Source organism: Devosia lucknowensis (assembly GCF_900177655.1).
Classification (GTDB): Bacteria; Pseudomonadota; Alphaproteobacteria; order Rhizobiales; family Devosiaceae; genus Devosia; species Devosia lucknowensis.
Window position 1 is genome coordinate 67,162 of sequence record NZ_FXWK01000002.1, and the last position, 25,928, is coordinate 93,089.

Annotated in this window: 26 protein-coding genes; 7 read left to right on the forward strand and 19 right to left on the reverse strand. The window is 64.0% G+C overall.

The window, feature by feature from the left end:
- Window positions 1-85: 85 nt before the first annotated feature.
- From CCK88_RS12725 to CCK88_RS12750, 6 genes are all read right to left on the reverse strand, one after another.
- A complete protein-coding gene (locus CCK88_RS12725) occupies window positions 86-952 on the reverse strand; it encodes a MurR/RpiR family transcriptional regulator (RefSeq protein WP_086470991.1) in 867 nt (288 codons plus the stop codon).
- Window positions 953-981: 29 nt separating this feature from the next.
- Window positions 982-2,058, reverse strand: coding sequence for an ABC transporter ATP-binding protein (locus CCK88_RS12730; RefSeq protein ID WP_086470992.1), 1,077 nt, complete (start codon window positions 2,056-2,058; stop codon window positions 982-984).
- 127 nt (window positions 2,059-2,185) lie between these two features.
- The gene (locus tag CCK88_RS12735; protein WP_086470993.1) at window positions 2,186-3,409 is read right to left on the reverse strand and encodes an ABC transporter substrate-binding protein; all 1,224 of its coding nucleotides are present in this window, start codon (window positions 3,407-3,409) and stop codon (window positions 2,186-2,188) included.
- Between the two features lie 105 nt (window positions 3,410-3,514).
- A complete protein-coding gene (locus CCK88_RS12740) occupies window positions 3,515-4,357 on the reverse strand; it encodes a carbohydrate ABC transporter permease (RefSeq protein ID WP_086471945.1) in 843 nt (280 codons plus the stop codon).
- 101 nt (window positions 4,358-4,458) lie between these two features.
- Entirely contained in the window at window positions 4,459-5,346 is an 888-nt protein-coding gene (locus tag CCK88_RS12745) for a carbohydrate ABC transporter permease (RefSeq protein WP_086470994.1), read from the reverse strand.
- Between the two features lie 13 nt (window positions 5,347-5,359).
- Entirely contained in the window at window positions 5,360-6,514 is a 1,155-nt protein-coding gene (locus CCK88_RS12750; RefSeq protein WP_086470995.1) for a Gfo/Idh/MocA family protein, read from the reverse strand.
- Window positions 6,515-6,880: 366 nt separating this feature from the next.
- On the opposite strand from CCK88_RS12750, the gene CCK88_RS12760 reads away from it, so the two are divergent.
- The 5 genes from CCK88_RS12760 (at window position 6,881) to CCK88_RS12780 (ending at window position 11,804) form a co-directional block, all read left to right on the forward strand.
- The gene (locus tag CCK88_RS12760; protein ID WP_086470997.1) at window positions 6,881-7,369 is read left to right on the forward strand and encodes a hypothetical protein; all 489 of its coding nucleotides are present in this window, start codon (window positions 6,881-6,883) and stop codon (window positions 7,367-7,369) included.
- 112 nt (window positions 7,370-7,481) lie between these two features.
- A complete protein-coding gene (locus CCK88_RS12765; RefSeq protein WP_342068316.1) occupies window positions 7,482-8,669 on the forward strand; it encodes an MFS transporter in 1,188 nt (395 codons plus the stop codon).
- On the forward strand, window positions 8,669-10,102 hold the full coding sequence (locus tag CCK88_RS12770; RefSeq protein WP_086470998.1) for a M81 family metallopeptidase: 1,434 nt from the start codon (window positions 8,669-8,671) through the stop codon (window positions 10,100-10,102). Before CCK88_RS12765 ends, CCK88_RS12770 begins: the two co-directional genes overlap by 1 nt.
- A 181-nt stretch (window positions 10,103-10,283) precedes the next feature.
- Window positions 10,284-11,051 carry a DeoR/GlpR family DNA-binding transcription regulator gene (locus CCK88_RS12775; RefSeq protein ID WP_086470999.1) on the forward strand — a complete coding sequence of 256 codons (768 nt, stop codon included), beginning with the start codon at window positions 10,284-10,286 and terminating at the stop codon, window positions 11,049-11,051.
- Between the two features lie 18 nt (window positions 11,052-11,069).
- Window positions 11,070-11,804, forward strand: coding sequence for a 2-keto-4-pentenoate hydratase (locus CCK88_RS12780; protein WP_086471000.1), 735 nt, complete (start codon window positions 11,070-11,072; stop codon window positions 11,802-11,804).
- A 3-nt stretch (window positions 11,805-11,807) separates the two neighbouring features.
- Here the strand turns inward: CCK88_RS12780 and CCK88_RS12785 are convergent, their stop codons facing one another.
- From CCK88_RS12785 to CCK88_RS12805, 5 genes are all read right to left on the reverse strand, one after another.
- Window positions 11,808-13,079: an L-fuconate dehydratase gene (locus tag CCK88_RS12785; RefSeq protein WP_086471001.1), complete on the reverse strand. Its 1,272-nt coding sequence runs from the start codon at window positions 13,077-13,079 to the stop codon at window positions 11,808-11,810.
- 115 nt (window positions 13,080-13,194) lie between these two features.
- Complete coding sequence (locus CCK88_RS12790; protein ID WP_086471002.1) at window positions 13,195-13,926, reverse strand: SDR family oxidoreductase; 732 nt, start codon at window positions 13,924-13,926, stop codon at window positions 13,195-13,197.
- 83 nt (window positions 13,927-14,009) lie between these two features.
- Window positions 14,010-14,957 carry an ABC transporter substrate-binding protein gene (locus tag CCK88_RS12795; protein WP_086471003.1) on the reverse strand — a complete coding sequence of 316 codons (948 nt, stop codon included), beginning with the start codon at window positions 14,955-14,957 and terminating at the stop codon, window positions 14,010-14,012.
- Window positions 14,958-15,041: 84 nt separating this feature from the next.
- Window positions 15,042-16,037 (reverse strand): ABC transporter permease, encoded by a 996-nt coding sequence (locus CCK88_RS12800; RefSeq protein ID WP_086471004.1) that lies wholly within the window; start codon window positions 16,035-16,037, stop codon window positions 15,042-15,044.
- Window positions 16,038-16,178: 141 nt separating this feature from the next.
- Entirely contained in the window at window positions 16,179-17,735 is a 1,557-nt protein-coding gene (locus CCK88_RS12805; RefSeq protein WP_210189948.1) for a sugar ABC transporter ATP-binding protein, read from the reverse strand.
- Between the two features lie 142 nt (window positions 17,736-17,877).
- Here CCK88_RS12805 and CCK88_RS12810 point away from each other — a divergent pair, with 142 nt between their 5' ends.
- Window positions 17,878-18,570: a FadR/GntR family transcriptional regulator gene (locus CCK88_RS12810; protein ID WP_086471005.1), complete on the forward strand. Its 693-nt coding sequence runs from the start codon at window positions 17,878-17,880 to the stop codon at window positions 18,568-18,570.
- On the opposite strand, the gene CCK88_RS12815 is transcribed toward CCK88_RS12810, so the two are convergent.
- The 7 genes from CCK88_RS12815 to pcaD form a co-directional block, all read right to left on the reverse strand.
- Window positions 18,571-19,284, reverse strand: a complete 714-nt coding sequence (locus CCK88_RS12815) for a copper homeostasis protein CutC (RefSeq protein ID WP_086471006.1) — start codon at window positions 19,282-19,284, stop codon at window positions 18,571-18,573.
- Window positions 19,281-20,195, reverse strand: a complete 915-nt coding sequence (locus CCK88_RS12820) for an ROK family protein (protein WP_086471948.1) — start codon at window positions 20,193-20,195, stop codon at window positions 19,281-19,283. The genes CCK88_RS12815 and CCK88_RS12820 overlap by 4 nt, the downstream gene beginning before the upstream one ends.
- Window positions 20,196-20,268: 73 nt before the next feature.
- On the reverse strand, window positions 20,269-21,297 hold the full coding sequence (locus tag CCK88_RS12825) for a 3-carboxy-cis,cis-muconate cycloisomerase (protein WP_086471007.1): 1,029 nt from the start codon (window positions 21,295-21,297) through the stop codon (window positions 20,269-20,271).
- 111 nt (window positions 21,298-21,408) lie between these two features.
- Window positions 21,409-22,020: a protocatechuate 3,4-dioxygenase subunit alpha gene (pcaG, locus tag CCK88_RS12830; protein ID WP_086471008.1), complete on the reverse strand. Its 612-nt coding sequence runs from the start codon at window positions 22,018-22,020 to the stop codon at window positions 21,409-21,411.
- A 1-nt stretch (window position 22,021) separates the two neighbouring features.
- Entirely contained in the window at window positions 22,022-22,768 is a 747-nt protein-coding gene (gene pcaH / locus CCK88_RS12835) for a protocatechuate 3,4-dioxygenase subunit beta (RefSeq protein WP_086471009.1), read from the reverse strand.
- Window positions 22,765-23,154 carry a 4-carboxymuconolactone decarboxylase gene (gene pcaC / locus CCK88_RS12840; RefSeq protein WP_086471010.1) on the reverse strand — a complete coding sequence of 130 codons (390 nt, stop codon included), beginning with the start codon at window positions 23,152-23,154 and terminating at the stop codon, window positions 22,765-22,767. Before pcaC ends, pcaH begins: the two co-directional genes overlap by 4 nt.
- Complete coding sequence (gene pcaD, locus CCK88_RS12845) at window positions 23,147-23,938, reverse strand: 3-oxoadipate enol-lactonase (protein ID WP_086471011.1); 792 nt, start codon at window positions 23,936-23,938, stop codon at window positions 23,147-23,149. Before pcaD ends, pcaC begins: the two co-directional genes overlap by 8 nt.
- A gap of 160 nt (window positions 23,939-24,098) precedes the next feature.
- Between pcaD and pcaQ the strand changes: the two genes are divergently transcribed.
- Window positions 24,099-25,022, forward strand: a complete 924-nt coding sequence (pcaQ, locus tag CCK88_RS12850; protein WP_210189966.1) for a pca operon transcription factor PcaQ — start codon at window positions 24,099-24,101, stop codon at window positions 25,020-25,022.
- On the opposite strand, the gene CCK88_RS12855 is transcribed toward pcaQ, so the two are convergent.
- Window positions 25,019-25,870, reverse strand: a complete 852-nt coding sequence (locus CCK88_RS12855; protein WP_244557520.1) for a helix-turn-helix domain-containing protein — start codon at window positions 25,868-25,870, stop codon at window positions 25,019-25,021. The genes pcaQ and CCK88_RS12855 overlap by 4 nt on opposite strands.
- Window positions 25,871-25,928: the final 58 nt, after the last annotated feature.

The following is a 25,928-nucleotide window of genomic DNA, read 5'->3' on the forward strand; positions in this document are numbered from 1 at the left end:
AGGCACACGCCGCGCCATGGTGGGGATCACCCGGTCAAGCCGGGTGATGACGAAGGAGCGGAAAGAACGGGATAAGACAGGTGCATCAATCCCCCAGCGGCTGGGCGTCGTCGCCGTCTCGGAGGACCACGAGCTGGTGCTTGATGCGGCGCATGCTGGCGATGGCTGAGGGGCCCAGCCGGGCGGCGATCGTCTGGCTCAGGATGTCGAGCGTGGCGAGAAACGCGTAGCGGCCGGGGGTGGGACGGAGGATGTCCTGGTTCTCGCGCCAATGCACCGGCAGCAGGACATCGGCCTGTTCGGCCAGCGCCGACCCGGCACGCGACACCACGATGCGGGTGAGGCCGTATTCGCCTGCCACTGCGAGCGCCTTGGCCAGCGGCAGATTGTTGCCCGAGAGCGAAAAGGCGAGCACCACAGTGCCTGATGGGGCCGATGCGGCGCGCATCATCTGCACCTGGTGATCGGTGGATGCGCTGACCTTGAGGCCGAGGCGAAAGAGGCGCGCCTCGGCCTCGTTGGCGATCATCGAGGACGAGCCTCCCGAGCCGAAGCTCAGGACAAAGCTCGACTTGACCAGAGATTCAGCGGCGCGCTCGATGGCGTCGAAATCGAGATGTTCGAAGGCGTCGTAGATGGTGGACTGAATGCCGTTGACGACGCCCTGCGCGATCTCGTGCACGCTGGACGGGCCGGAGGAGGGCGCAAAATAGCGCTGGCCGACAAAGCGGGACTGGGCGAGCCGGACCTTGAAGTCGGCATAGCTGTCGCATCCGAGCCGACGACAAAAGCGGGTCACTGTAGGCGGCGACACATCGGCGTGAGCGGCAAGATCGACGATGCTCATCTTGAGCACGCTATCGACGTCGGCCAGCACGATTTCGGTGAGGGCGCGCTCGGAGCGGGTGAACGCATCCTTCTCGGTCTGTAGCAGTCCCACGATATCCAGCATCGCGCATCCCCCCGGTCAGTGCTGGATGCCTAGTACACCGCCAAACCCTTGGCGTCGAACAGATGTGCCTGGGCGATGTCGAAGCCGACACGGATGGCCTTGCCATCTTCGAGGTCGGGGTTGCCCTCAAAGAGGCCGATGAAGTTCTCGCCACCGGGCAGGGTCGAATAGGTGATGGTGTGGATGCCCAGATGCTCGACGATGCCGGGCGTGGTTTCAATGGTGAACTGACCACCGCCAAGCGAGAGGTGCTCTGGGCGGATGCCCAGCGTCACGTCCTGGCCGGCAACGGCCGTGCTGCTGCGCGGCAATTCGATCGCTCCCAGCGCGCCGAGATCCACCGTGACCGAAGAGCCGTTGGCGGCACGCACTTTGCCGGAAATGAAGTTCATCTTGGGTGAGCCGATGAAGCCGGCGACAAACAGATTGTCCGGCCGGTGGTAGAGTTGCAGCGGCGAGCCGACCTGGCTGATTTCGCCGGCATTGAGCACGACGATCTTGTCGGCCATGGTCATGGCCTCGATCTGGTCGTGGGTCACGTAGATCATGGTCGATCCGAGCCGCTTGTGAAGCTCCATCAGTTCGATGCGCATCTCGGACCGGAGCGCTGCGTCGAGGTTGGACAGGGGCTCGTCGAACAGGAAAATCTTGGGCTGGCGCACGATGGCACGGCCGATGGCGACGCGCTGGCGCTGGCCGCCGGACAACTGGCCGGGGCGGTGCTGGAGGCGGCTTTCCAGCTGCAGCACCCTGGCCGCGGCCTGCACGCGCTTGTCGACCTCGGCCTGCGGCAGTTTTTCGACGCGCAATGGGAAGGCGATGTTCTCGTAGACGCTCATATGCGGATAGAGCGCGTAAGACTGGAACACCATGGCGATGCCGCGCTGGACCGGGGGCAGATCGTTGACGATCTTGCCGCCGATTTCGATTTCACCGGCACTGACATCCTCCAGCCCGGCGATCATGCGCAACAGGGTGGACTTGCCACAACCCGACGGGCCGACGAACACGACGAACTCGCCCTCTGACACGTCGAGATCGATGCCCTTGATGATGCGGGCTTCGTTGAAGCTCTTTTCGAGGCGCTTGAGGCTCAGCTGCGACATGGTGACTCCAGCTTGGAAGGGCACCCCCACCTTAGCCTCCCCTAGGGAGGGAAGGACCGATCGGGGGTGATCGGGTATCTTGGGTGCCGCCGCCCCGAGGGGCGGCGGCATCAGGTCTGGGAGGACCTTACTTGTACTGCTCGAGCTCGGCGGCAGCCGTTTCGAGAGCGGCCTGCGGCTCGGCGGCGCCGGTGACCACCGACTGAACCATTTCGATCATCACGTTCTGCAGACCGATATAGTCGGTGAACAGCGGCTCGGGACCACCGAACTCGATACCGTCGAGGAACGGCTTCCAGTAAGGCTTCTCGGCGACGAGCTCATCGGTCTGCGGCTGCAGCGGACGCAGCGGGGTCAGACCCTGGGCCATTTCAGCAGCCCACTGGCGTTCACCATCGGTGATGTACTTGGCAAGGCTGATGGCCTGTTCCTCGACGCCCGTGCCCTTGAACACGGCCAGCGCGTCGGTGATCAGCAGCGTGCCGGGACCCTGGGAATCCGGGCCGCCAGGAAGCGGAGCCACGCCCCAGTTCATGCCGGCTTCGTCGGCGAGAATACCTGCGTTGACCGAGGCCTCGATCATGGCGACGCCGCCATCGAGCCAGATGGCGCGCACTTCATTCTGTTCGTAGGCGGTCGGGCCTTCTTCAGAATAGGGAACGATTTCCTTGATCGCTTCGAGAGCGGCCAGGTTCTGCGGCGAGTTGAGCGTGATGTTGCCGTCGGCGTCGATCACCGAGCCGTTGTTGGTGTAAACCCAGTGCAGGAACTGGTGCATGGTGTTGTCGAAGGTCTTGGCGACAAGGCCATAGCCGGCAGCGTCGGTATTGTCGGTGACCTGCTTTGCGAAAGCGATCTTTTCAGCCCAGGTCTTGGGCGGCGTTTCCGGATCGAGACCGGCTTCCTCGAACAGGTCCTTGTTCCAGAACAGGGCCTTGGTGGAGAAAGCCACCGGCACGCCCCACTGGGTGCCATCAAAGGTCACGGTGTCGGGAACGTAGTTGTAATAGGACGCCTTTTCTTCGTCCGTCATCGGCACGGGGACGATCAGATCGTTCATCGCGAACTGCTTGAGCGTGCGCGAACCGACATAGGCGAGGGCAACCGGCGTGCCAGCGGCGGCAAGCGTGGTCACCTTGTCCTGGCACTGGCCCCAGCCCACCACTTCGGGCGCAACCTTGAAGCCGGGATTCTCTGCTTCCCACTCGGCGAAGTATTCGGCGTAGCCGGCGGTCAGCTCGTCACCGCAGTTGATGAAGGAAATTTCCTTCACGTCCTGGGCAAAGGCGCCGGTCGTGGCGCTGGTCAAAGCCAGCAATGACACGGTCACCAAACCGATAGTCTTGTTCATTTCAGTCTCCCTTGATGCGGGCCCCCTCGGGCCCTTCTGGAGCCGGACGGCGCAGGCTGCCGCGCCGGTCTCCAAACCCTTGTCGTCGCGCTCCCTGTTGCGCGCCTATTGCTTGACCGCCCCGGCCGTCAGTCCGGCCACCAGATAGCGTTGCAGGAACACGATCACGATCATGACCGGCAGAATGCCCACGAAGGACGCCGCCATCAGCTCGTTCCAGATCACTTCCTGCTTGCCGAAAAAGGCGAAGAGCCCGACCGGCAGCGGCATGAATTCAGTCTTTGAATTGAAGGTCAGCGCGAAGATGAACTGCTGCGCATAAGCGCCGATGAAGGTCATGATCGCGACCACGACAATGCCCGGCATCGCCAGCGGCAGGATGACCCGGCGCAGTGTGTAGAGACGGCTGGCGCCATCGACCCAGGCGGCTTCATCCAGCTCACGCGGAATGCGCATCATGTAGGTGCGCAACAGCCAGACCGAGGACGGGATAAGGAAAGCGGCGCCGGGCACGATCATGGCCCAGTACGAATTGAGCAAGCCCAGGGTGCGCATGAGGCGGAACAGCGGGATCAGCAGCACCGCGCCGGAGAACATGTTGACGGCGAGGAAGGCGGCGAGCAACAGGCCGGCGCCGGCAAAATTGAAGCGGGCGAAAGCGTAGGCCGCGGGCACCACGATGGCCACGACGATCAGCGTCACCACCGTGGAGATGAAGAACGAGTTGAAGATATGCATGCCCAGCGCGGGCACCGAGCTCCACATGGTGAAATAGGCGTCGAACGACCCATTTTTCGGGATGAAGCTGTAGGGCGTGGAGAAGAGCTGCGAGAGCGGCTTGAGCGAGACCAGGAAGCCCTCGATGAAGGGCGCCAGCACGAAGAACAGGAAGACCGCGAGGCCGGCATAGAGGGCCGCGACCTCGTACCACTTATAGCGATCGATCATCGGCCGGGATGCCGCCCACAATCCGCGACGGACACGCGGTTGCGGCCGGACGCTGGCCTTGCTGTCGGCGGCGGCGACTTCGGTCGTGCGCGCGACGTCGCTCATTTGGCTTCTCCCTGCTGGAGTTTCCGGACGGCGCGGAAGTAGACGATGCAGAAGATGGTCACGAAGATCGAGATGACCACGGCGCGCGCGGCGCCCTCGCCATATTTCCGGGAACCGATGGCGGTCCGGTAGGTGTCGATGATCATCGTGGTCGTCGATCCGGACGGGCCGCCCTGGGTGAGGATCCAGATGATGTCGAAGGAGTTGAAGGTGGCGATGAGCGAAAGCAGGCTCATGGTGATGATGGCCGGGATCATCAGCGGCAGCGTGATGCGGCGGAACCGGTAGAAGCGCCCTGCCCCGTCAGTCCAGGCCGCTTCGTGCAGGTCGCGCGGGATCGACTGCATGGCGGCCAGGAAATAGATGGTGACCATGGGTACGCCGATCCACACGTCGGTGACGATCGTGGCCCAGAAGGCCGTGTTGCCATAGGCGAGGAAGGCGATCGGGCCCTTGGTCAGGCCGAAATTCTGCAGGAGGCCCGAGATCATCCCGAACTGGCCGTTATACATCCAGCCCCACATGAAGATGCCGATGGCCATGGGCACGATCCAGGGCGGCATGGTCAGGATGCGGAACAGCGCCTGTCCGGGAATGGCGGCGTTCAGCAAGACGGCGCCGAACATGCCGATGACCATTTTCAGCGAGACCGAAAAGAAGGTCCAGATGAAGGTGCGGATGATGACATCGGTGAAGTTACCAGCGCCGAAGATGCGCTGGTAGTTGGCCCAGCCGACGAAGTCGTATTCCTGCCTGAGCGAGGCATTGGTGAAGCTCAGCACGATCGTGTCGAACAGCGGGTAGGCGACGATGGTGAGGATGTAGATCAATGCCGGGGCCAGCAGGGCGAGGGCAAAGAGTGTTGCGCTTCTTGTGCTGGTCATCGGCTTGCCTCCCTCAGCCCCGTCGTCCGAGCGCGGCGTCGAAGCGCTGCCAGATCGGGGTCATGTCGACAACGGAACGGGTTCGCATCGCCTCGTCCATCGACAGCGCCAGGAGCCCCGCCTCCAGAGCGTCCACCACGGAGACCGGAAGCGGCACGCCCTCGACCAGATGCTTGAGGATGTCCTCGGCCATCTGTTCGTCGGCGCCGTAATGCTGGCTGAGATCGGACATCTGGTAGGTCTTGTCCTCGAGGCGTTCCGAGGTGCGGCTGTCGGTGACCTGGAAGTAGTTGCGAATGAAATCGCCTTCCGCCATGCCCCTGGCGCCGATGACCGCGAAGCGGCGGAAATCGTGGGGCACGTTGAGATTGGTGTGGAAAGTCAGCGCCGCGCCGTTCTCGTATTGAACCATCGCGGTCTGGAAATCGATGATGTCACCGTCGCTGTCGAAGACCTTTTCGGAGCCCATCCAGCCGGACGGCTTGCGGTGATAGACCTCGAGATCGTTGGCGCCGGCACCCTGGGGCGCATTCTGGGGCACGAAGGAGCGACGGCCACCGAAGCTCGACACGTAGCGCGGGCGGCAGCCCATGACGCCGTTGTAGAGATCGAGATCGTGGCAGCATTTCTCGAGCATGAAGCTGCCCGAATATTTCTCGTAGCGCCGCCAGTCGCGCATGAAAAAGGCGCCGTGGTAGGGCGGTATGGTCTCCGATGCCTCGATGGCGGCAATGTCGCCGAGCTTGCCTTCGGCCTGCGCCTTGCGGAGATCGACATAGAGCGGGGCATAGCGCAGCACGAGGCCGACCATGACATTGTCCGAGCCATATCTGGCAATGAGCTCGGCCAGCGCCATGGTGTCGTCGATCGTGGTGACGACCGGCTTTTCGGCAAAGATCTTCATGCCTCGCTCGAGGCCGATGCGAATATGGTCGAGATGCAGGTGGTTCGGCGAGCCCACCATCAGCAGGTCGAGCCGCCCGTCGTCGATCATCTGCTCGAGACTGTCGTAAGGCCGGCCGACCGAGACACCATGCTCGGTCGCGTAATCGAGGCCAGCGGGCGCAGGGTCGACATAGCCAACGATCTCGAAGTCATCCCGCGCCACCGTGAAGATGCGCGCCAGATAACCAAGTCGATAGCCGAGGCCGATAATGCCTACCCGCATATCCCTGCCATTCCCTTTTATTAACCCGCCGACCTCTTGTGGGTCGGTGTCGTTTGTGTAAACGATTTTCAAGGCTAGGCGCTTTCGCAACACAATGTCAACATACATTCGGAGTCAGCACAATACCAATTTAAGCCACTTTTCCATCGCGCCGCTTTGGGACGCATTCTGCTTTATTTATAGGCGCTAAGCTCGGACGAGAGCCTGCGACAGATGTGGACAAACCCTGCCAAAAAGCGCAGCATGTATGAATTGGTATCCATGTGGCCTCTTTCACGCTGCAGGGGTTTCATGTTGACTGTGAAAATTTGAAACAGAAATGGTGCACGTGCCTCGGCCGTGAGCCGCTCCAGCCGAGAGACGACCATGAGCCTTTCCACGAACCCATTCCCCAACGATCCCGACCGCTCGGCGATCTGGACTATGCTGGTGCCGCGCGACATCGCGGCCTATGTCAATGCGGACTGGTCGATGGTGGAAGGCGACTTCGTGGCCGATGATTTCATGGGGATCAATGGCAACCTCGTCGACAATCCCGACGGCTGGACGATCAGCTTTCCCACGCTCGCCGATTACCGCGACGAGTGGCTTCGACAGGCGCGCGAAGGCCAGAAAACGGAATATGCCGAGGATGCTGAGGCCGGCATCCACCGCGCCACCAGCCTCACCGAAATCGAAATCACGGGCGAGCGCGCCGTGGCGCACAAGAAATTCGATGGCGAGATCAAGCTGCGCGACGGAGGCGTCGACCGGCTCAACTGGCAGACCCTCTACTTCTGCCGCAAGGTCGAGGGACAGTGGAAGCTGACCGGGTTTGTCGGGTACTTGCCCTATCCGATGCCCAGGCAGAGCTGAGGCCTTCATATCCACGACCCGCCTTCAGAAACAAGCGCCGGCGCTGCGCGATATTCGGACATGGATTCCGGCCTGCGCCGGAATGACCGGTGGATGAGCGAGATTGAGCCACATGCCTGTCATCACCCCACAGACCCTGGTCAAGCTGGTCTTTTTCCTCCAGCCCGTCGCGTTCGGCTCCTGGTTGCCGCGCATCCCCGAGGTGCAGGCGTCCATGGGACTGGGACCTGCTGCGCTGGCGCTGGCACTTCTGGGCATGCCATGCGGTACGCTTCTGACCCTGCCTTTCGCGGGGCCGCTGGTGGGCAGGATCGGGGCGCGAACCGCGATCTTCGTCGGTTTCATCTTTTATTCGATCGCAACGAGCCCGCCGGTGCTGGCACCCGATCCGATCCTCCTGTTCGTCGCCCTCGCGCTGGCGGGTTCGGCCATTTCCTTTGTCGAGCTGGGCCTCAACGTCCAGGCCGATCTGGTCGAAAAAGCCAGCGGCAAGCTGATCATGAACACCTCCCACGGCTGCTGGTCTCTGGGCATCATGGTGGGCAGCCTCGTCGGCTCGGGCTTTGCGGCCCTCGGCCTCGCCCCGCATCTTGCCGTGCCGCTGCTGGCCGCCATCGTGCTGCCGATCGCTCTGCTTGCCGCCAATGCCCTGCCCGTCCTTCATGACGCCGCGCCCGCGGGAGAGACCCAGCGCTCGGCCTGGGCCCTGCCCAGCCCGGCATTGATCGGCATCTGCCTCTTTGTCTTCGGCATCACCATGACCGAAGGCGCCATGGCGGACTGGTCGGCCATCTTTCTGCGCGACGCGCTTTCGGCCGAAGGCGGTTTCGTGGGCCTGGGCTATTCCGTTTTCGCCTTCATGGTGGCCGCGGGTCGATTTGGCGGCGATACGCTGAAGCGTCGCTTCGGTGGCGTCGGCACCGCCCGGATCTGCGGCGCGCTTGCAGTGCTCGGAGGAGCCCTTCTCTACTTCGCTCCCAGCGTGCCGCTGGCGCTGCTCGGTTTCGGCATTATCGGGGTCGGCGTTTCTGTTGGTTTTCCGCTCGCCGTCACCGCCGCCGCCGGCATCGGCGATCGCGCTGCGTCGGCCAATGTGGCAGTCCTCTCGTTCGTGGCGCTGACGGGTTTCCTGATCGGTCCGCCACTGATCGGCTTCGTCGCCGAGCATTGGGGTATCCGCGTCGGGGTCGCGTGCATCATCCCAATGCTGATCGTCAGCCTGTTGCTGACCGGTCGCCTCAAGCCGCGCCGCGTGCGAACTGCCCATAATCCGCAAGCCGACATAGCCGGAGTGCTCTGATGCGTATTGCCGTCGCCGGACTGCATATCGAGTGCAGCACCTATAACCCCGTGCTCAACCGCGCCGCGGACTTCCGCGTGCTGCGCGGCCCATCGATGATCAGGGATCAGTACTTCGATTTCCTGACGCATTTCCCGGCCGAATTCATCACCCTGTTGCATGCGCGCGCCATTGCCGGAGGGCCGGTCGAGCGCGAAACGTACGAGGCCTGGAAGCGCGAAATCCTGACGGGCCTCGAGGCCGCCATGCCGCTCGACGGGGTCTACCTGCCCATGCATGGCGCGATGTTCGTCGAGGGACTTTTCGACGCCGAAGGAGACTTCATCACCGCAGTGCGAGAGGCCGTCGGACCCGATGTGCTGATTTCAGCTTCCTATGATCTGCATGGCAATGTCAGCCAGCGGATCGTTGACGCACTCGACATGTTTTCGACCTATCGCACCGCGCCGCATATCGACGTGCAGGACACGATGCGGCGCGCGGTGACCATGCTGGTGCGGGCGCTGCGCTCAGGCGAACGGCCGCTTCTGGCGTGGGCACCGGTGGCGGTGCTGCTGCCCGGCGAGCGAACCTCGACGCAGGATGAACCGGCACGGACATTCTACTCGCAACTCCATGAGGTCGAGGAGCCGTCCGGCATATGGGACGCAAGCTTCCAGGTGGGCTATGTGTGGGCGGACGAACCGCGCGCCACCGCCTGCGCGGTGGTGACGGGCACGGATCGGGCCGCGATGGAAGCGGCTGCCGCCCGGCTGGCGCAGAACTATTGGGATATCCGTGAGGGTTTCGTGTTCGGAATGGAGACCGGTTCGATTGCCGAGTGCGTGGCGCGCGCCGTTGCCAGCGAGACCTATCCGGTGGTGCTGGCCGAATCCGGCGACAATCCCACTGGCGGCGGCGTCGGCGATCGTGCCGAAGTCCTTGCCGAACTGATCCGCCAGCGCGCCACCGGCGTGATCATGGCCGGTATCACCGACAAGGCCGCGACCGATGCGGCCTATGCGGCGGGGGTTGGCGCGCGCGTAAACCTCCATATCGGGGCAAGCCTCGATCCATCCAGCGCGCCTGTCGATACCGAAACGGAGGTGATCTTCCTTGCCGAAGTCACCGAACTGCGGCTTCGCGAAGCCGTGGTGCGCATCGGCGGCATCGACCTGGTGCTCACCGCCCGCCGCCGGCCCTTCCACAATATCGTGGATTTCACCCGGCTCGGCCTCGATCCGCATGGCGCGAAGATCATCACGGTCAAATCTGGCTACCTGTCGCCCGAGCTCGGGCCCATCGCCAATCCGGGCATTATGGCCCTGTCGCCGGGCGTGGTGGACCAGTTCGTCGAACGGACCGAACGCAAGCATATGCTGCGGCCGAGCTATCCGTTCGATCGGGATTTTGCGTTTACGCCGCAAGTGAAGTGGTCGAAGAGGGCCGGGTAGTAGCCTTCAGCCCCCACCCAACCACCCCCTGCAGAAGGGGGAGGAGCAGCATGGGGGCCTTCACTATCCCGGGGTCAAATACGACCGGCCTTCCCCGTTCGGGGGAGGCTGGATGGGGGTAAACCCTTCCCCTTTCACTCCCTTTCGTTTAATCACGAAACGAAAGGGAGGAGGACCCGGGATGACGCCATCGATGCGCCAGGCGAAGATCGTCGAGCTGGCGCGCCAGCAGGGCGAAGTCACGGTGGACCAGCTCGTCGCCGCCTTTGACGTGACGCCGCAGACCATTCGCAAGGACCTCAACATCCTTTGCGATCGCGGCGCCCTCAAGCGCACGCATGGCGGCGCCATGCATCCTTCGGGCGTCGAGAATGTCGAATACGAGGCCCGCCGCCAGATGGCCCCGGCGGAAAAACGAGCGATCGGCAAGGCTGCCGCAGCGCTGATCCCCGATCATGCCTCGCTGTTCATCAATATCGGCACCACCACCGAAGCGGTCGCCCAGGCCCTGGCCGACCATCGCGGCCTCATGGTCATCACCAACAACATCAATGTTGCCAACCACCTGCGTATCGTGCCCTCGGTAGAGGTGGTGATCTCGGGTGGCGTGGTCCGCCCCAGCGATGGCGGTATCGTCGGGGAAGCGGCAGTCGATTTCATCCGCCAGTTCAAGGTGGACTACGCCGTGATCGGCGTCTCCGCCATCGACCCCGACGGCGCCCTTCTCGACTACGATTTCCGCGAAGTGAAAGTGGCCCAGGCGATCATTGCCAATGCCCGGCATGTCATCGTGGTGTCGGACCAGTCCAAATTTACCCGCACGGCGCCGGTGCGGATCGGCCACCTGTCGCAAGCGCATAGTTTCATCACCGACTTCTGCCCCCTCGACTCCATCCGCAAGGTCTGCGCCGACAGGGAAATCCAGCTCATCGAAACAGGCACTGCCTGAGACACCAGGACGAAAGACATGAAGACCCTTGCCGATCTCGCGACCGCACTGCTCGAGGCTCATGACGGAGGGCCGCTGGTCGGTCCGGTCGCCGAAGAACTCGTTCCTGCCGACCTCGACGTCGTCTACGCCGTCCAGAACGAGATCATTTCCCAGATCGGCGCCGTCGGTGGGTGGAAGGTGGCTGCCGGCCTGGGGCATCCGCCACTCTGTTCGCCGATCCCGGCTAAGCGCTTCTTCGGATCGGGCGATCGCATCGATGCCGAGCACCACCGCATCTTCCTGGCGGAGATCGAGGTCGCGGTGCGCCTGGGCGCCGATCTTCCAGCCGGCGCCACGATCGACGATGTCGAGGCCGCCATTGCCAGCATTCACCCGGCCATCGAGCTTGTCGGCAACCCCTTTGTGGACCGCGCTGCGACACCGCGAAACCTGCAGCTGGCCGACCTGCAATCGAACGGGGCGGTGGTGGTCGGCAACGAAGTGGACCGCGGCATCACTGCGGCGCTCGATACCCTCGCTGTCGTGCTGGAGCTCGACGGCAAGGCGGTCCACAGTGTCGAGAAGGGCGCGAGCTGGACGGATACGCTGACGGCCATCGCATGGCTTGCCACGCATGCCCACCAGCGCGGCCTGCCGCTCCGCGCCGGCCAGGTGATCATCACAGGTGCACGTGCCTTGCTCAAGCTCGACGGCGCCACCGATGTCGCGGGCATTCTCGGGGACCACGGCCGGGTCGACTGCAGGCTCTGATCGCTACGGGCGGAACGCGTTTTCTGCAATCGAGCCCGGCTTCATCTCGATCGAGAAGCCGGGGCGCTCGGGCGGCATGTAGGCCGCGTTCTCGATCACGCAGGGATCGAGAAAATGCTCGTGGAGATGATCGACATATTCGATCACGCGGCCATCCTTGGTGCCTGACACGACGAGATAGTCGATCATCGAGAGATGCTGGACGTATTCGCAGAGGCCGACGCCGCCCGCATGCGGCCAGACGGCCTTCCTGTACTTGGCGGCCATCAGAAGAACTGACAGCACTTCGTTGAGGCCGCCGATGCGGCAGGCATCGATCTGGACCACGTCGATGGCGTCGCGGGTGATGAACTGCTTGAAGAGGATGCGGTTCTGGCACATCTCGCCGGTCGCGACCTTGACCGGGGCGATGGCCTCGCGGATTTTCCGGTGGCCTTCGATGTCATCGGGGCTGGTGGGCTCCTCGATGAAATAGGGGTTGAAGCGCTTGAGTTCGTTCACCCAACTGATGGCCTGGTCGACTTCCCAGACCTGGTTGGCGTCGATCATCAGGTAGCGATCGGGCCCCATGATGGAGCGGACGATTTCGAGGCGGCGGATATCGTCGGCAAGGTCGCGGCCGACCTTCATCTTGATATGGGTGAAGCCTTCGGCGACGGCTTCGGTCGCAAGGCGGGTCAGCTTTTCGTTGGAATAGCCGAGCCAGCCGGCCGAGGTGGTGTAGCAGGCGTAGCCCTCGGCACGGAGGCGCGCGATGCGCTCGGCCTTGCCCGGTTCGGCGGCCCTGAAGATGGCAAGGGCTTCTTCCGGGGTGATGGCATCGGTGAGGTAACGGAAGTCGATAATGGAAACGAGCTGTTCCGGGCTCATTTCGGCGACGTAGAGCCAGACCGGTTTGCCGGCGCGCTTGGCGAGGAGGTCCCAGACGGCGTTGACGACGGCGCCGGTCGCCAGATGCATGGCGCCCTTGTCGGGGCCGATCCAGCGCAGTTGGCTGTCGCCGGTCATGTGGCGCCAGAAGCGGCCGGGATTTTCCGCAATCCAGTCGAGGTCGAGGTTCTGGATGCGATCGGTGAGGGCGGCGATGGCGGCGCAGACCACTTCGTTACCGCGTCCAATGGTGAAGGTGAGGCCATGACCTTCGAGATCGCCATCGGTGCCAAGGATGACATAGGCGGCGGAATAATCGGGGTCAGGGTTCATGGCGTCGGACCCGTCAAGCGAGGCCGACGTGGGGAAACGGAGATCGTGGGTGGTAAGGGAGGTGATTTTCATTGTTCTGATATCCAAAGGCCCCCTCACCCGTCTCGGCCTCCGGCCGATCCACCCTCTCCCCGAGAGGGAGAGGAACAAGAGGGCACCGCGTCGAGGGATGCGCCGGATGAGGGGCCTACGCCGTCCAGCCACCGTCGATGATGTGGACCTGCCCAGTGGTATAGGTGGCGCCGGCGAGATAGACCGCCAGATCGGCGACCTCGTCGGGCCGTGCAATGCGGCCGATGGGCTGGCGGGCGATGAAGGCCTTTTTCGCGCCTTCGAAATCGCCGGTGGCGGTCCAGCGGTCGTGAAGGCTGGGAGAGTCCACCGTGCCGGGGCAGATGGCGTTCACGCGGATATTGCTGGTGGTGTAGTCGGCGGCGATGGATTTGGTGAGGCCGACGACGGCGGCCTTGGAAATGGTATAGGCGGCGCGGTTGGGCACGCCTTTGACCGAGGAGGCGACGGTCGCCATGTTGATGATGGCGCCATCCTTGCGCGCGAGCATCTGCGGCAGGATCGCCTTGATGGTGCGGATCTGGGCGCGGACATTGAGATCGAGCGCGAAATCGAGATCATCGTCGCTCATGTCGAGCAGCGCACCGGAATGGACGACGCCGGCGCAATTGAAGAGCACGTCGATATGGCCGATTTCGGCGACGGCCTGGGCAACGGCGTCACTGGACAGCACGTCGAGCACACGCGTGGTGATGTTCGGGACGGTATCGAGGCTCCTGAGCCTTTCGGCATTGATATCGGTCGCAATCACCTTGGCGCCAGCTTTCGCAAAAGCGCGGGCCGAGGCCTCGCCGATGCCCTGTGCGGCGGCAGTGATGAGAACGATCTTTCCGGTGAGGTCGGCCATTTTGGTCCTTTGGAAGTGTGCCCGTCGCCCCCTCCCAATCTTTCCCTGCGGGAAGGGTTGAAGAGGGGGCGAGAGCCCGTGACTTAGTCGTAGAGCACGGCCGCGATTTCAGGATCGGCCATGTTGCTCTTGTCGTAATAGGCGAAACCCGAGTCGATGATCTTGGGCAAGGTTTCGCCCTTGAGCGCGCCGATGGCGGCCTTCACCGTCTCGTAGCCGATGCCCACCGGGTTCTGGGTGATGGCGCCGGCCATCGCACCGGACTCGATGAAGCCCTTCTGCGCCGCGCCAGAGTCGAAGCCGATGACGACGATATCGCTGCCGAGTTCGGTCTTGCCGTTGACCACGCCGATTGCCGAGCCTTCATTGGCACCGAAAATGCCCTTGAGGTCGGGGTTGGCGAGCAGGATGGACTTGGTGATTTCGGTCGACTGCAGCTGGTCGCCGCCGCCGTACTGAACCGAGACTACTTCGATATTGGGGTGGGCTTCCTTGATGCGGTTGACGAAGCCGTCCACGCGATCGATGCCGGTGCGGCTGGTCTGGTCGTGGGCGACCACGGCGACCTTGCCTTCGTCGCCGATGAGTTCGGCCATCTTGTCGGCGGCCATGGCGGCGGCAGCGACGTTGTCGGTGGTCACGGTGGTCAGCGGAATATCGCTATCGACGCCGCTGTCGAAGGCGATGACCGGGATGTTGGCGGCCTTTGCCTGTTCGAGCAGCGGGCTGGCGGCCTGGCTGTCGAGCGCGGCGAAACCGATGGCATCGGGCTGGCGGGACAGGGCCGCGGCCAGCATGTCCATCTGGCGATCGACCTGGGTTTCGGTTTCGGGACCCTCGAAGGTCACGTTGGCGCCAAACTCGGCGGCAGCCTTGTCGGCACCGGCCTTCACGGCCTGCCAGAACTGGTGCTGGAAGCCCTTGGAGATGAGCGCGATATCGTAACTGTCCTGCGCAAGGACGGCGGGGCCGGACGCGGCCAGCATGGCTATGGCGCTGAGCGCGCCGATCAGGCTACGGCGGGTGAGCATGGATTTCCTCCCAAATGCTGTCTTGATGGTCTGCACGTTGACTTTTCGTGTTGTTGGCGCTTTTCGCGCAGGTGAGGCCGGCGCCTAAAGTTTGCGGCGCCGCAGGATATCGGCATAGACGGCCAGAATGATGATGCAGCCGGTCACGACCGTCTGCCATTCCTGGGCCACCGAAAGGATGCGCAGGCCATTGGCCAGCACGGAAATGATGAGCGCGCCGATCAGCGTGCCGAGCACAGTGCCGCGTCCACCCGAGAGCGAGGTGCCGCCGATGACCACGGCTGCAATGGCATCGAGTTCGTAGCCCTGACCGAGGGCGGGCTGCGCCGAATTAAGACGGCTGGCAATCAGAAGGCCGGCTACGCCGCAGATCGACCCGGCAAGCGCATAGACGGCGATCTTCCAGCGGTCGACATTGACGCCGGAGAGACGCACCGCCTCTTCGTTGGACCCGAGCGCAAAGGTGTAGCGGCCCAGCGCGGTCTTGCCGAGGATGAAGGCGGCCAGCAGGGCCACGGCGAAAAGGATCAGCACGCCATTGGGAATGGGCAGAGCCGGGATGACCGAGCCGACCGCAGAGCCCAGCGAAATCTGGCTGAAGCCGGGCGTGTCGTTGAAGTAGATCGGTCGCGTGCCCGAAATGACCAGAGACAGGCCCTTGAGGATCAGCATCATGCCCAAGGTGGCAATGAAGGGCGGCACCTTGAGCTTGGCAATGACCGTGCCCGAGATCAGCCCCGAAACCGTGCCTGCAATGATGGCGCCGATGATGCCGAGCGGCATGGGCAGGCCCCAATAGGTCAGGATTACACCAGCCACCACAGCGCAGAAGGTCATCAGCGTGCCGACGCTCAGGTCGATGCCGCCGGTGATGATGACGAGCGTCGCCGCGATCGCCAGCACCCCATTGACCGAAGTCGCCTGCAGGATGGCCAGGATATTCTGGGTCTGCATGAAATTGGGCGAGGCCAGCGAGAATACCAGGATCAACGCGATCAGCCCGGAAAAGGCGAGCAGCCGGTGGAAGGCACCAGAAATGCGCGGGCCGGTCTTGACGGCGGGGGCTGCGGTGTCGGTCATGTTCTGGCTCCCTTATCTTTGTGGTGCGCGGTGAAAATCCCCCTCATCCGGCGCTGCGCGCCACCTTCTCCCCGAGTGGGAGAAGAATAAGAGGACTCCGCCGAAGCCGGGTCGGTGAGGGGGAATTTCGGCATCAATTGATCACCCTGCATGGCGCACCTGCATGGCCGGTTCGCGCAGAGTGGCCAGCCGCATGATCTCTTCCTGGCTCGATCCGCCCGGGAGCATGCCGGTCAGCCGGCCCTCGCACATCACTGCGATCCGATGGCTGAGACGCAGGATTTCGGGCAGTTCGGACGAGATGACGATGATGGCCTTGCCCTGTGCGGCAAGGTTGTTGAGCAGCTTGTAGATTTCCGACTTGGCGCCGACATCGATGCCGCGCGTCGGCTCGTCAAAGATGAGGATATCGCAGTCGCGCAGCAGCCACTTGGCGATCACCACCTTCTGCTGGTTGCCGCCCGAGAGCAGCCGTGCTTCCTGGGTATCGCTCGGGGTCTTGATCGAGAGCTGCCGAATATAACCCCTGGCCGCGACCTGCATGCCAGCCTCGTTGAGCACACCACCGGGGCCGGTGAAGCGTTGCAGGCTGGCGAGGGCAATATTGTTGCGGACATCGAGGCCGGTTGCGAGCCCGAAGAGCTTGCGGTCCTCGGACAGGTAGCCGATACCCTTTTCAACGGCGTCGCGGGGCGTCGAAATCCCGACCCGCTGGCCGTTGACCCAGATTTCGCCGCTCTCCCGACGATCGGCGCCAAAGATGGCGCGCGCAACTTCCGTGCGTCCCGCGCCCATAAGGCCGGCAAAGCCTAGGATTTCGCCCTTGCGGACCGAGAAGCTGACGTCGCGGATTTCGCGACCGCGATTGAGATGCTTCACTTCCAGCGCCACAGGCGCCAACGCGGTGTTCGGAATGGCCAGCGTCTCGTTGCTGAGCGTGCGTCCCACCATCATCGAGATGATCGTCTCGATCGGCGTTTCGGCCGCCGGGACGGTGCCGACATATTCGCCATCGCGCATGACCGTGACGCGGTCGGAGATGCGCTTGATCTCATCCATCTTGTGGCTGATGTAGACGACGCCCACACCTTCGGCCTTGAGGCGGTTGATGATGGCGAAGAGCTCGGCGATTTCGGCGTCGTTGAGCGCCGCCGTCGGCTCGTCCATGATCAGAACGCGGGAGCGATAGGACAACGCCTTGGCGATCTCGACCATCTGCTGCTTGGCAATGGTCAGGCTCTCCACGGGCACGGTGGGCTCAAGCTTGAGATTCATCGACGCGAAGATCGCCGCCGCATCGCGGTTGAGCTGACCTTCGTCGAGAATGCCGAAGCGGCGCGGTTCACGGCCGATGAAGATGTTCTGCGCCGCCGTCAGGTCGCGCATCAGCGCCAGTTCCTGGTGGATGATCGAAATGCCGGCATCCTGCGCCTGGCGCGGCGACGTGATTTCCACCGGCTGTCCGTCGAGACGAACCTCACCGGAGTCGCGGGTGTAAACCCCGGAGAGGACCTTCATCAGCGTCGATTTGCCGGCGCCGTTCTCGCCCATCAGGGCATGAACTTCACCGGGCACAAGTTCGAATCGCGCCTGGCTCAGCGCCCGGACGCCGGGGAAAGTCTTGTCGATGCCGACCATATCGACGAGCGGCACGGCACTGGCGGCAGCGTGTCCCCTCTCGATGGCTTCTCCCGCCATTTCTCTCTCCCTTTCGATCCCGCCCGATCTGTGTCGGGTCGCGAAACTGCATCGAGCTAATGACAAGTCCATCAGGCTGTCAAGTGGTCAGACCAGTGGACAGGGATTGTCTCCGGCGCTATGACAGGCCAAAGGGGGCGTCATGAAACTCCAGGCCGTATCGAACCGCAAACTCTACATCCAGATCGCAGACCAGATCCGCGACCAGATCCACGCCGGTGCGGTGGAGCCTGGCCGTCAGCTGCCCTCGGAACGGGACCTGGCACAGAACCTGGGCGTATCGCGCCCCACCGTGCGCGAGGCGCTGATCGCCCTGGAAGTGGCGGGGCTGGTGGAGGTTCGTGTGGGTGTCGGCGCCTTTGTGCGCAAGCCCGACACGCCCGATGACGGCCTTCCCGAGCAGAGCGCCTCGCCGCTGGAAATCATGGCCGTTCGACGCCTGCTCGAACCGGAAGTCGCGGCCCTGGCGACCCAGTCGATTTCGCCCGAAGGCACCGCGCGCCTGGGCGAAGCCATCCGCTGGATGCGCACCGAGAGCCAGGCCGGCAACTGGTCCTCCGAAAGCGACCGCATGCTGCACATGACGCTTGCCGATGCATGCGGCAACGCCGTGCTGCGCGACATGCTCGATGGACTGTGGAATTCGCGGCGCGACAAGGTCGATACGCGCTTCCACCAGCATCTGGCCGATATCGGCGACGTGCGCGCCCACATCCTTGCCGACCACGAAGCGATTGTCGGTGCCGTGGTCAGCGGCAATGCCGAAGGCGCCCGAACCGCCATGGCCCGGCATCTGCAATATGTTGCCGATGCCATGCTGGATGCGTGGGAATAGTCATTCCAGGGCGGCCCGGAGCGCCTGAACCTTCTGGCGGCTGGTGCGGCGCCGGTTCGGGCTGACAAAGCCCAACCTCGCCGCGGCCTCGCTGTCCGGCGTCGCCAGTTCGCTACAGGCGCCGTGCAGGGCCGGGAGCGGCGCCCGCGACAGGATCGACGGCGCCGTCTCGGCGGTCACACCCGACCCTGCCATGATAGTAATTCGCCCGGCCGCCAGGCGATGCACCAGGGCCAGGTCGTCGACGCCGTCGAGGGCAGTTCGGGCCCGCCCGGCGGTCAGGATCGTATCGAAGCCAAGGGCGACGGCCTGCTCGATGGCCTCGGCCAGGTCCGGCACGAGATCGAAGGCTCGGTGCAGCGTCTTGGGCATGCTTCCGGCCTGCGCGACGAGCCGCGCGAGGACCTCCTCATCGAGAGTGCCGTCGGACCGGCTGGCGCCGAGCACGACCCCGGCCAGGCCAGCTGCGCGCGCCGCATCGATGTCCGCCAGCATGGCATCGACCTCGCGCGCCGAAAACACGAAGTCCCCGCCCCGCGGCCGGATCATGGAACGCACAGGAACGCCTGCATTGCGCGCCAGTGCCATCAACCCGGGCGTCGGCGTCAGACCGCCCAATTCCAGCACGGAACATAGCTCGATCCGGTCGGCACCACCGGCGATGGCATCCGCCATGCCCTCGGCATCGTCAACGCAGATTTCCAGAAGAGTCATGCCGCGCCCTCCGAAAAGGCCAGGCTCGCGGCCCCGATCAGGCCGGCATCGACCGTCAATTGCGCGGGGACGACAAGCGGGCGATCAATGCGGCGCAAGATGCGCGACCGCACGGCCTCGTCGAGCCGCGCCACCAGCGCGTGGGCATTGCCCAGGCCGCCACCGACTGGGATGATGTCCGGGCCGACGATGTTCACCGTCAGGGCCAGGGGCACGCTGACCAGTTCGACATGGAGGTTGATGGTCTGCAGCGCTTGCGGATCACCTGCTTGCCAAGCCGCGATGATCGCGGTGCTCGGCAGGTCCGCCCCATGCAACAGCCGGTGCAGACGCTCGATGCCGCGCGCTCCGCCGATCGTATCGACGCAGCCCGATTGGCCACAACCGCATTCGAAATGCGGCACGGTGCAGGGCGTAATCGCCACCTCGGTCGCTACAGCGGTGCCATGCCCCCACTCACCCGAAAGTCCGCCACCACCGCGGAACAGCTTGCCGTCGGCAACGATGCCGCCGCCGACCCCGGTGCCCAGGATGGCGCCGAAGACCACACGGTGTCCGCGCCCTGCCCCGGCATGCGCCTCGGCAAGGGCAAAGCAGTCGGCATCGTTGGCCACGAAGACAGGCCGATCGAGCCGGTCGGCCAGGTCGGCCGCGAGAGTGCGACCATCGATGCACGCGATGTTGGCCACGGTCGCCGTCCCGGTCGCGGGATCGACCACGCCTGTCACCGAAATTGAGACTGCGCTCCGCGCAGGTGCGCCACCCGCTTCGCACAGCGCGGCCACAGCAGCGACGAAATCGTCGAAGTTTTCGCGCGGCGTCGGTATGCGCCCCACCGCCGACAGGTCTCCAGGGCCTCGGGCAATCGCGGCCTTTATGGTGGTGCCGCCGATATCGAAACAGGTGATCATGAACTGGCCTTTTGCGGCCATCTAACGCGCGACTGCGGCGTCTGGAAACAGCTTTCCGCTCAAGCGTCCGAAATCAGTTCAGGCGCAGCTGATCAAGCAGCGCCGCGGCGAGACGCAGGCTTGCCCCGGTTGCGACGAGCATGGGCGGCAGTGTCAGCCATTCCAGCGTCCATGCCGCGCCGGAGCGCTCGTTTTCGTGCACGAGGGCCTGATTGAGCGTGCCCGAAAGGCCGGCATTGTGGCGTGCCAGCGCCACCAGCACCTCGGCATTGACCGGATTGGACTTGTGCGCCATCGCCGATGAGCCGCCACCACCGGCAAGGCCGACGGCTGCCACCTCGTTCTGCGCCAAAAGCGCGATGTCCATGCCGATCTTGCCCAGCGAGCCGGAGATCTGCGCGAGAAGGCTGCCAAGGGCGACGATAGGGTCGCGCGTTGCCTGCCACGGGGTCGCCAACCCAAGGTCGAGGCGACGCGCCATGCCTGTCGCGATCGCGTCGCCATGCCCATCGAAACTGCCGCGATCGCCTACCGGGCCACCGAGCTGGATGACCAGCAGGCTTCGCCGCATGACGGAAAGCGATCGCAGGTGGCGCTTGAGGGGCTCCGACCAGGACGCCAGCTTGGCGCCCCAGGTGGTGGGGAGCGCGACCTGCATGCGCGTATGAGCCATCAGGGACGCCTCGCCATGCCGGGCAGCGAGCGTGTCGAGGGTGGAGAGCAGCCCCGAGAGGCGCGCCTCGTAGACATCGAACACCTTGCCCAGCTGCACCATGAGCGCCGTGTCGATCACATCCTGGCTGGTCGCACCCTTGTGGAGGCTCGCGCGGTCAGCCTCCGCCACTCCGGCCTTGAGCTGCCTGATCAGCGCTGGTACTACGACGCCATCTCGCGCCATGCCGGCTTCGAGATTCGGCCAGTCAGGCGCGAAGGCGTCGATAGCGCGCGCGATGGAGCGCGCTGCAGCGTCCGAAATCAGCCCGGCCTCGGCACTGGCTTCCGCAAGCGCCCGCTCGAAAGCCAGCATGGCGTCGAGTTGGGCCGCGTCGGACAGCAGCGCTTCGATTTCGGTATCCCCGGTCAGGGCGGAGAGGAGCGTCATGGTCGTTCCTGTTGAGCGGCGCGGTCATGCCACAGCTTGGGCCAGGACCGTGCCTGAGGCTACTGGTCTTTCGCAATTGCAGGCCTGTCGCGTTGGCCGGCCGCGGGTCCGTCAAATATCGAAGAACACCGTTTCCTTGTCGCCCTGGAGGTGGATATCGAGCGTATAGGTCGATCCTTCGCGCTGCGCGATCAGGGTCTGACGACGGCGTTTGTCCATGATCTTGTTGAGCACGAAGTCGGCTTCATTGGCTTCCGCCTCGTCATCAAAGTAGATGCGGGTCTGCAGTCCGATATTGATGCCGCGGGCGACGATCCAGAGCGAGACATGCGGCGCCATCGGCTTGCCGTCCGGACCCGCCACGCGTCCGGGCTTGATGGTCTCGAACGTGTAGGTGCCATCAGGCTGGGTCGGCTGCCGGCCCCAGCCGGTGAAGGCGGGCGTCGCATTGGAATTAGGGTTCGTGGGCTGCGCAAAGCCGCCCTCGGCATCGGCCTGCCAGAGTTCGATCACGCCATCACCCACCGGTGCGCCCGAGCCGTCGATGACCCGGCCGGTGATGGTGATGCGTTCGCCCACCGTGTCCGGCGTCAGCATGGTGACGCCGGGGTCCTTGTCGATGACACCGGTGATGTCACAGAAGTTGGGCGTCATGCCGATATGCACGTAGGGGCCAGCTGTCTGGGACGGACTTTCCTTGAGGATCGGGGTCGGGTGCAGCATGTCAGTTCCCCTCCAGCTTGTTTTCGAACATGGTCGAGCGACGGCCGCGCAGCACGATATCGAAACGATAGCAGAGCGCGTCCATGGGCGTAGTGTTGAGCCGGTCGAGCCGCGCGGTCAGCTGGTCGATTGCGGCCTTGTCATTGATGGTTGCGACGATCGGGCACTGCCAGATCATCGGATCGCCCTCGAAATACATCTGGGTGATGAGGCGCTGCGCAAAGGCGTGGCCGAAGACCGAGAAATGGATGTGGGCGGGGCGCCAGTCATTGCCGTTATTGGGCCAGGGATAGGCACCGGGCTTGACCGTGCGGAAGTGGTAAAAGCCGTTCTCGTCGGTGATCGAGCGACCAAAGCCGCCAAAATTGGGATCGAGCGCGGCGACGTAGCCTTCCTTCTTGTGGCGGTAGCGTCCGCCGGCATTGGCCTGCCAATATTCGACCAGGGTGTTCGGGACGGGCCGGGCATTTTCATCCAGCACCTGGCCATAGACCACCATGCGCTGCCCGATGGCGTCGGTGCCGTCCTGGCTGAAATTGCGGATAAGGTCGTTGTCGAGCGGACCGAGCTTTTCATGGCCGAAGGTGGGGCCGGTCATTTCCGACTTGGTCGGTCCAAGCGCCAGAAGGCTGTGCCTTGGGGCGCGGAAGGTCGTGGACTTGTAGCCCGGCGTATCTGCTGCCGGATGCCAGGCGCGGTCACGCTGGAACAACTGCCCATCGGCTCCGGGTAGAATGATGCCGCTCATTGCGCTGCCTCCTGACGCTTGGCCAATTCCTGTTTCGCGATCTTGTAGGCGCCATTGGCTGCCGGCACGCCAGCATAGACGGCGACATGCAGCAACAGCTCCTTGATATCGTCTTCGGTCGCGCCGGTATTGACCGTGGCGCGCACATGCATGGCGAATTCCTCTTCATGACCGAGGCCCGCCAGCAGCGCCAGGGTGATCATGGAGCGCTCGCGCTTGGTCAGGCCCGGCCGCGACCATACCGATCCCCAGGCGCCTTCGGTGATGAAGGTCTGGAAATCCTCGTCGAACCCGGTCTTGCGAGCGGTAGCGGTGTCGACATGGGCGTCGCCCAGCACCGACCGTCGCGTCGCCATGCCACGATCGAACAAGCTCGTGTCAGCCATGGCCGACCTCCTTGAGAAAATCGTCGATCAACCTGCCGAGAATGGCAGGCTGCTCGATGCTTGGAATATGCCCGACACCCGGCAGCACTTCGAGCCGCGAGCCCGGAATGGCAAGGCCGTTGCGCACCAGATCGAGCGGCGCGGCGAGGTCGGCATCGCCGCCGACGATGAGCGTCGGGGCGGCGATGGCGGAAATGGCGTCGGTCAGGTCGGTGTCGCGCAATGTCGCACAGGTATTGGCATAGCCCTCGGGGTCGGTGCGCAGGAACAGGTTGCGCCAGCCGCCGAGTTCCTCGGTCCGTTCGGCACGGAAGGTAGGGCTGAACCAGCGCTCCATGATGGCATCGACCATCGCGCCCAGCCCCGCGCCGCGCACGGTCTCGATGCGCGCCGTCCACATCGGGGCGTCGCCCATGCGCGGCGCCGTGCAGCACAGAACCAGCCCATGCACGCGATGCGGCGCCCGCAGCGCCATGCCCTCGGCGATGATGCCGCCGATCGAAACACCGACAAGAACGGCGCCATCGATCCCCGTATGATCGAGCAGACCCGAGAGGTCATCGAGATGGTCGTCGAGGCTGTAGTCGCCGACGGGCACGTCGCTGATGCCGTGGCCACGCTTGTCGTAGCTGAGGCAGAGATAGGTTTGGGACAACAGAGCAATGACCTCGTCCCAGATGCGAGCGTCGGTGCCGAGCGAATTGACAAAGACCAGCGCCGGCGCCCCCTGGGGGCCGCTCAGGCGATAGTGCAATACGGTGCCATTGATGCGGGCAAACGTCATGGTGTCCTCTCCGCCGGGGATTTAAGGGACGGATGGCGGGGCTGTAAAATGATATGTCCAGCCGCTGACATAACCCCGGGATTATCATAAACTCGCGTAGCCGGGTTCATTTGCGAGAAAACCGGCGATTGCGATAACCGGCGAACCCATGTCTCAACGCATCATCGATCCAAGAATTCGCCTGCGCCACATCGCCTGCTTTCTCGAGGTGGCACGCCTCAGATCCATGGCCGGCGCCGCCGAGGCGCTCAATATCAGCCAGCCGGCGGCGACCAAGACCGTGCAGGAGCTCGAGGCACTGCTGGAGGGACAATTGTTCGACCGCAGCCGGCGACGCCTCGCATTGACGGCCTTCGGCGAAGTGTTTTTTCGCTATGCCTCGACCAGCCTCGCCGCCCTGAGGCAGGGGATTGATGCCGCCCGCGGCGCGCACGACGCCGCCATCGTGCGGGTTGGCGCCTTGCCGACGGTGTCGGCCCATATCCTGCCCGATGCGGTGCGCGGCTTCACCCGGGACAATGCGGGCGTTACGCCCCGCATCATTACCGGTCCCAACGGCTATCTGCTGTCACTGCTGCGGACAGGAGATGTCGACCTGGTCATCGGCCGCATGGCCGAACCCAACGCCATGGTTGGCCTCTCGTTCGAGCATCTCTATTCCGAACGCGTCGTTCTGGCGGTTCGCCCGGACCATCCTGTTCTCACGGCAGGCCACTTCCACCTGCAAATGATCGAGGATTACCAGACGCTGATGCCGACGCCGGATTCGGTAATCCGCCCCATCGTCGAGCGCATCCTTCTCGCCCAGGGCGTCACACGATTGCACAATGAGATCGAGACCGTTTCCAATGCCTTCGGACGCGCCTATGTGCGGCAGACCGATGCCATATGGATTATCTCCGAGGGCGTGGTGGCCGAGGATGTGGCCGAAGGCCAGCTCGCCCTGCTTCCCGTCGATACCAGCGAGACACTCGGACCGGTCGGCTTCACCACGCGCACCGATACGCTTGCGAGCCTGGCAACGGTCAGCCTGATGCAGGCGGTGCGCGAAGTCGCCGAGCGCCTGCGTCGCACCGGAGCCTAGCCTTTGCGCATCCGTTCTCGCAGCGCGGCCGGCGGCATGCCGAACATCCGCGACACGAAGCGCGAGAAATAACCGGGGTCGTCATAGCCCAGCTCGGCGCCGATCTGCTTGATCGGCAATGCGGAGAACAGCAATTGCCGGCGCGCTTCGAGCGCCACCCGCTCCTCGATCACCGCGAGCGCCGATCGGCCGAGCACTTGCTTGCAGAGCCGGTTGAGGTGGGTATGGCTGATCCCGATGGCGTCGGCATAGTCGGCGACGCGCCGGGTCAGGCGATAGCGTTGCTCGACCTCGTCGCGGAATGCAGTCACCATCTGAGCTGCCCGCCCGCTCGCACCTGACTGCACCACTGAAGGCGCTACCCGCGCCAACGCCACGACCAACAGCATCAGGAGCGCGCGCATCGCCACATCGTGTCCGACGCCGGGCCGGTCCGCCTCGGCAGTCAGCCGCGCCAGCGCTGTCCCGATGGCATCGCAGTGCCCCTGGACCACCATGGCGCTCGGCCGGGCGATACCCAAGTCATCGAGGTCGCGCTCCATCAGGGTCAGGACCAGCCCTTCGACATCAGGGCTGAAACCATAGCCATGGACGATGCCCGCAGGGACGACCGCGACACTGTGGGGCCTCAGCAAATGCCGGTGGCCGTCGAGCACCATGTCCGCGCGCCCGCCGGTGAGGTGGAGCACCTGAAAGAACTGCTCGTGGCGGTGCGGCGCAATGCGGTAATCGTGCAAGCGGCTGCGGGCCTGGATGGTCTCCCAATGCAGCCAGTCCTGCCGATACGCGCCTTGGGTTTCGCCGTAGAGCGCATATGTCGGGATGATATTCATGTTCAGATAGTGCAAGAGATTGCCACGTCTGTCCATTCCCGGCCGCGCCCTGCCGTAGCACTCTTGCCGGCAA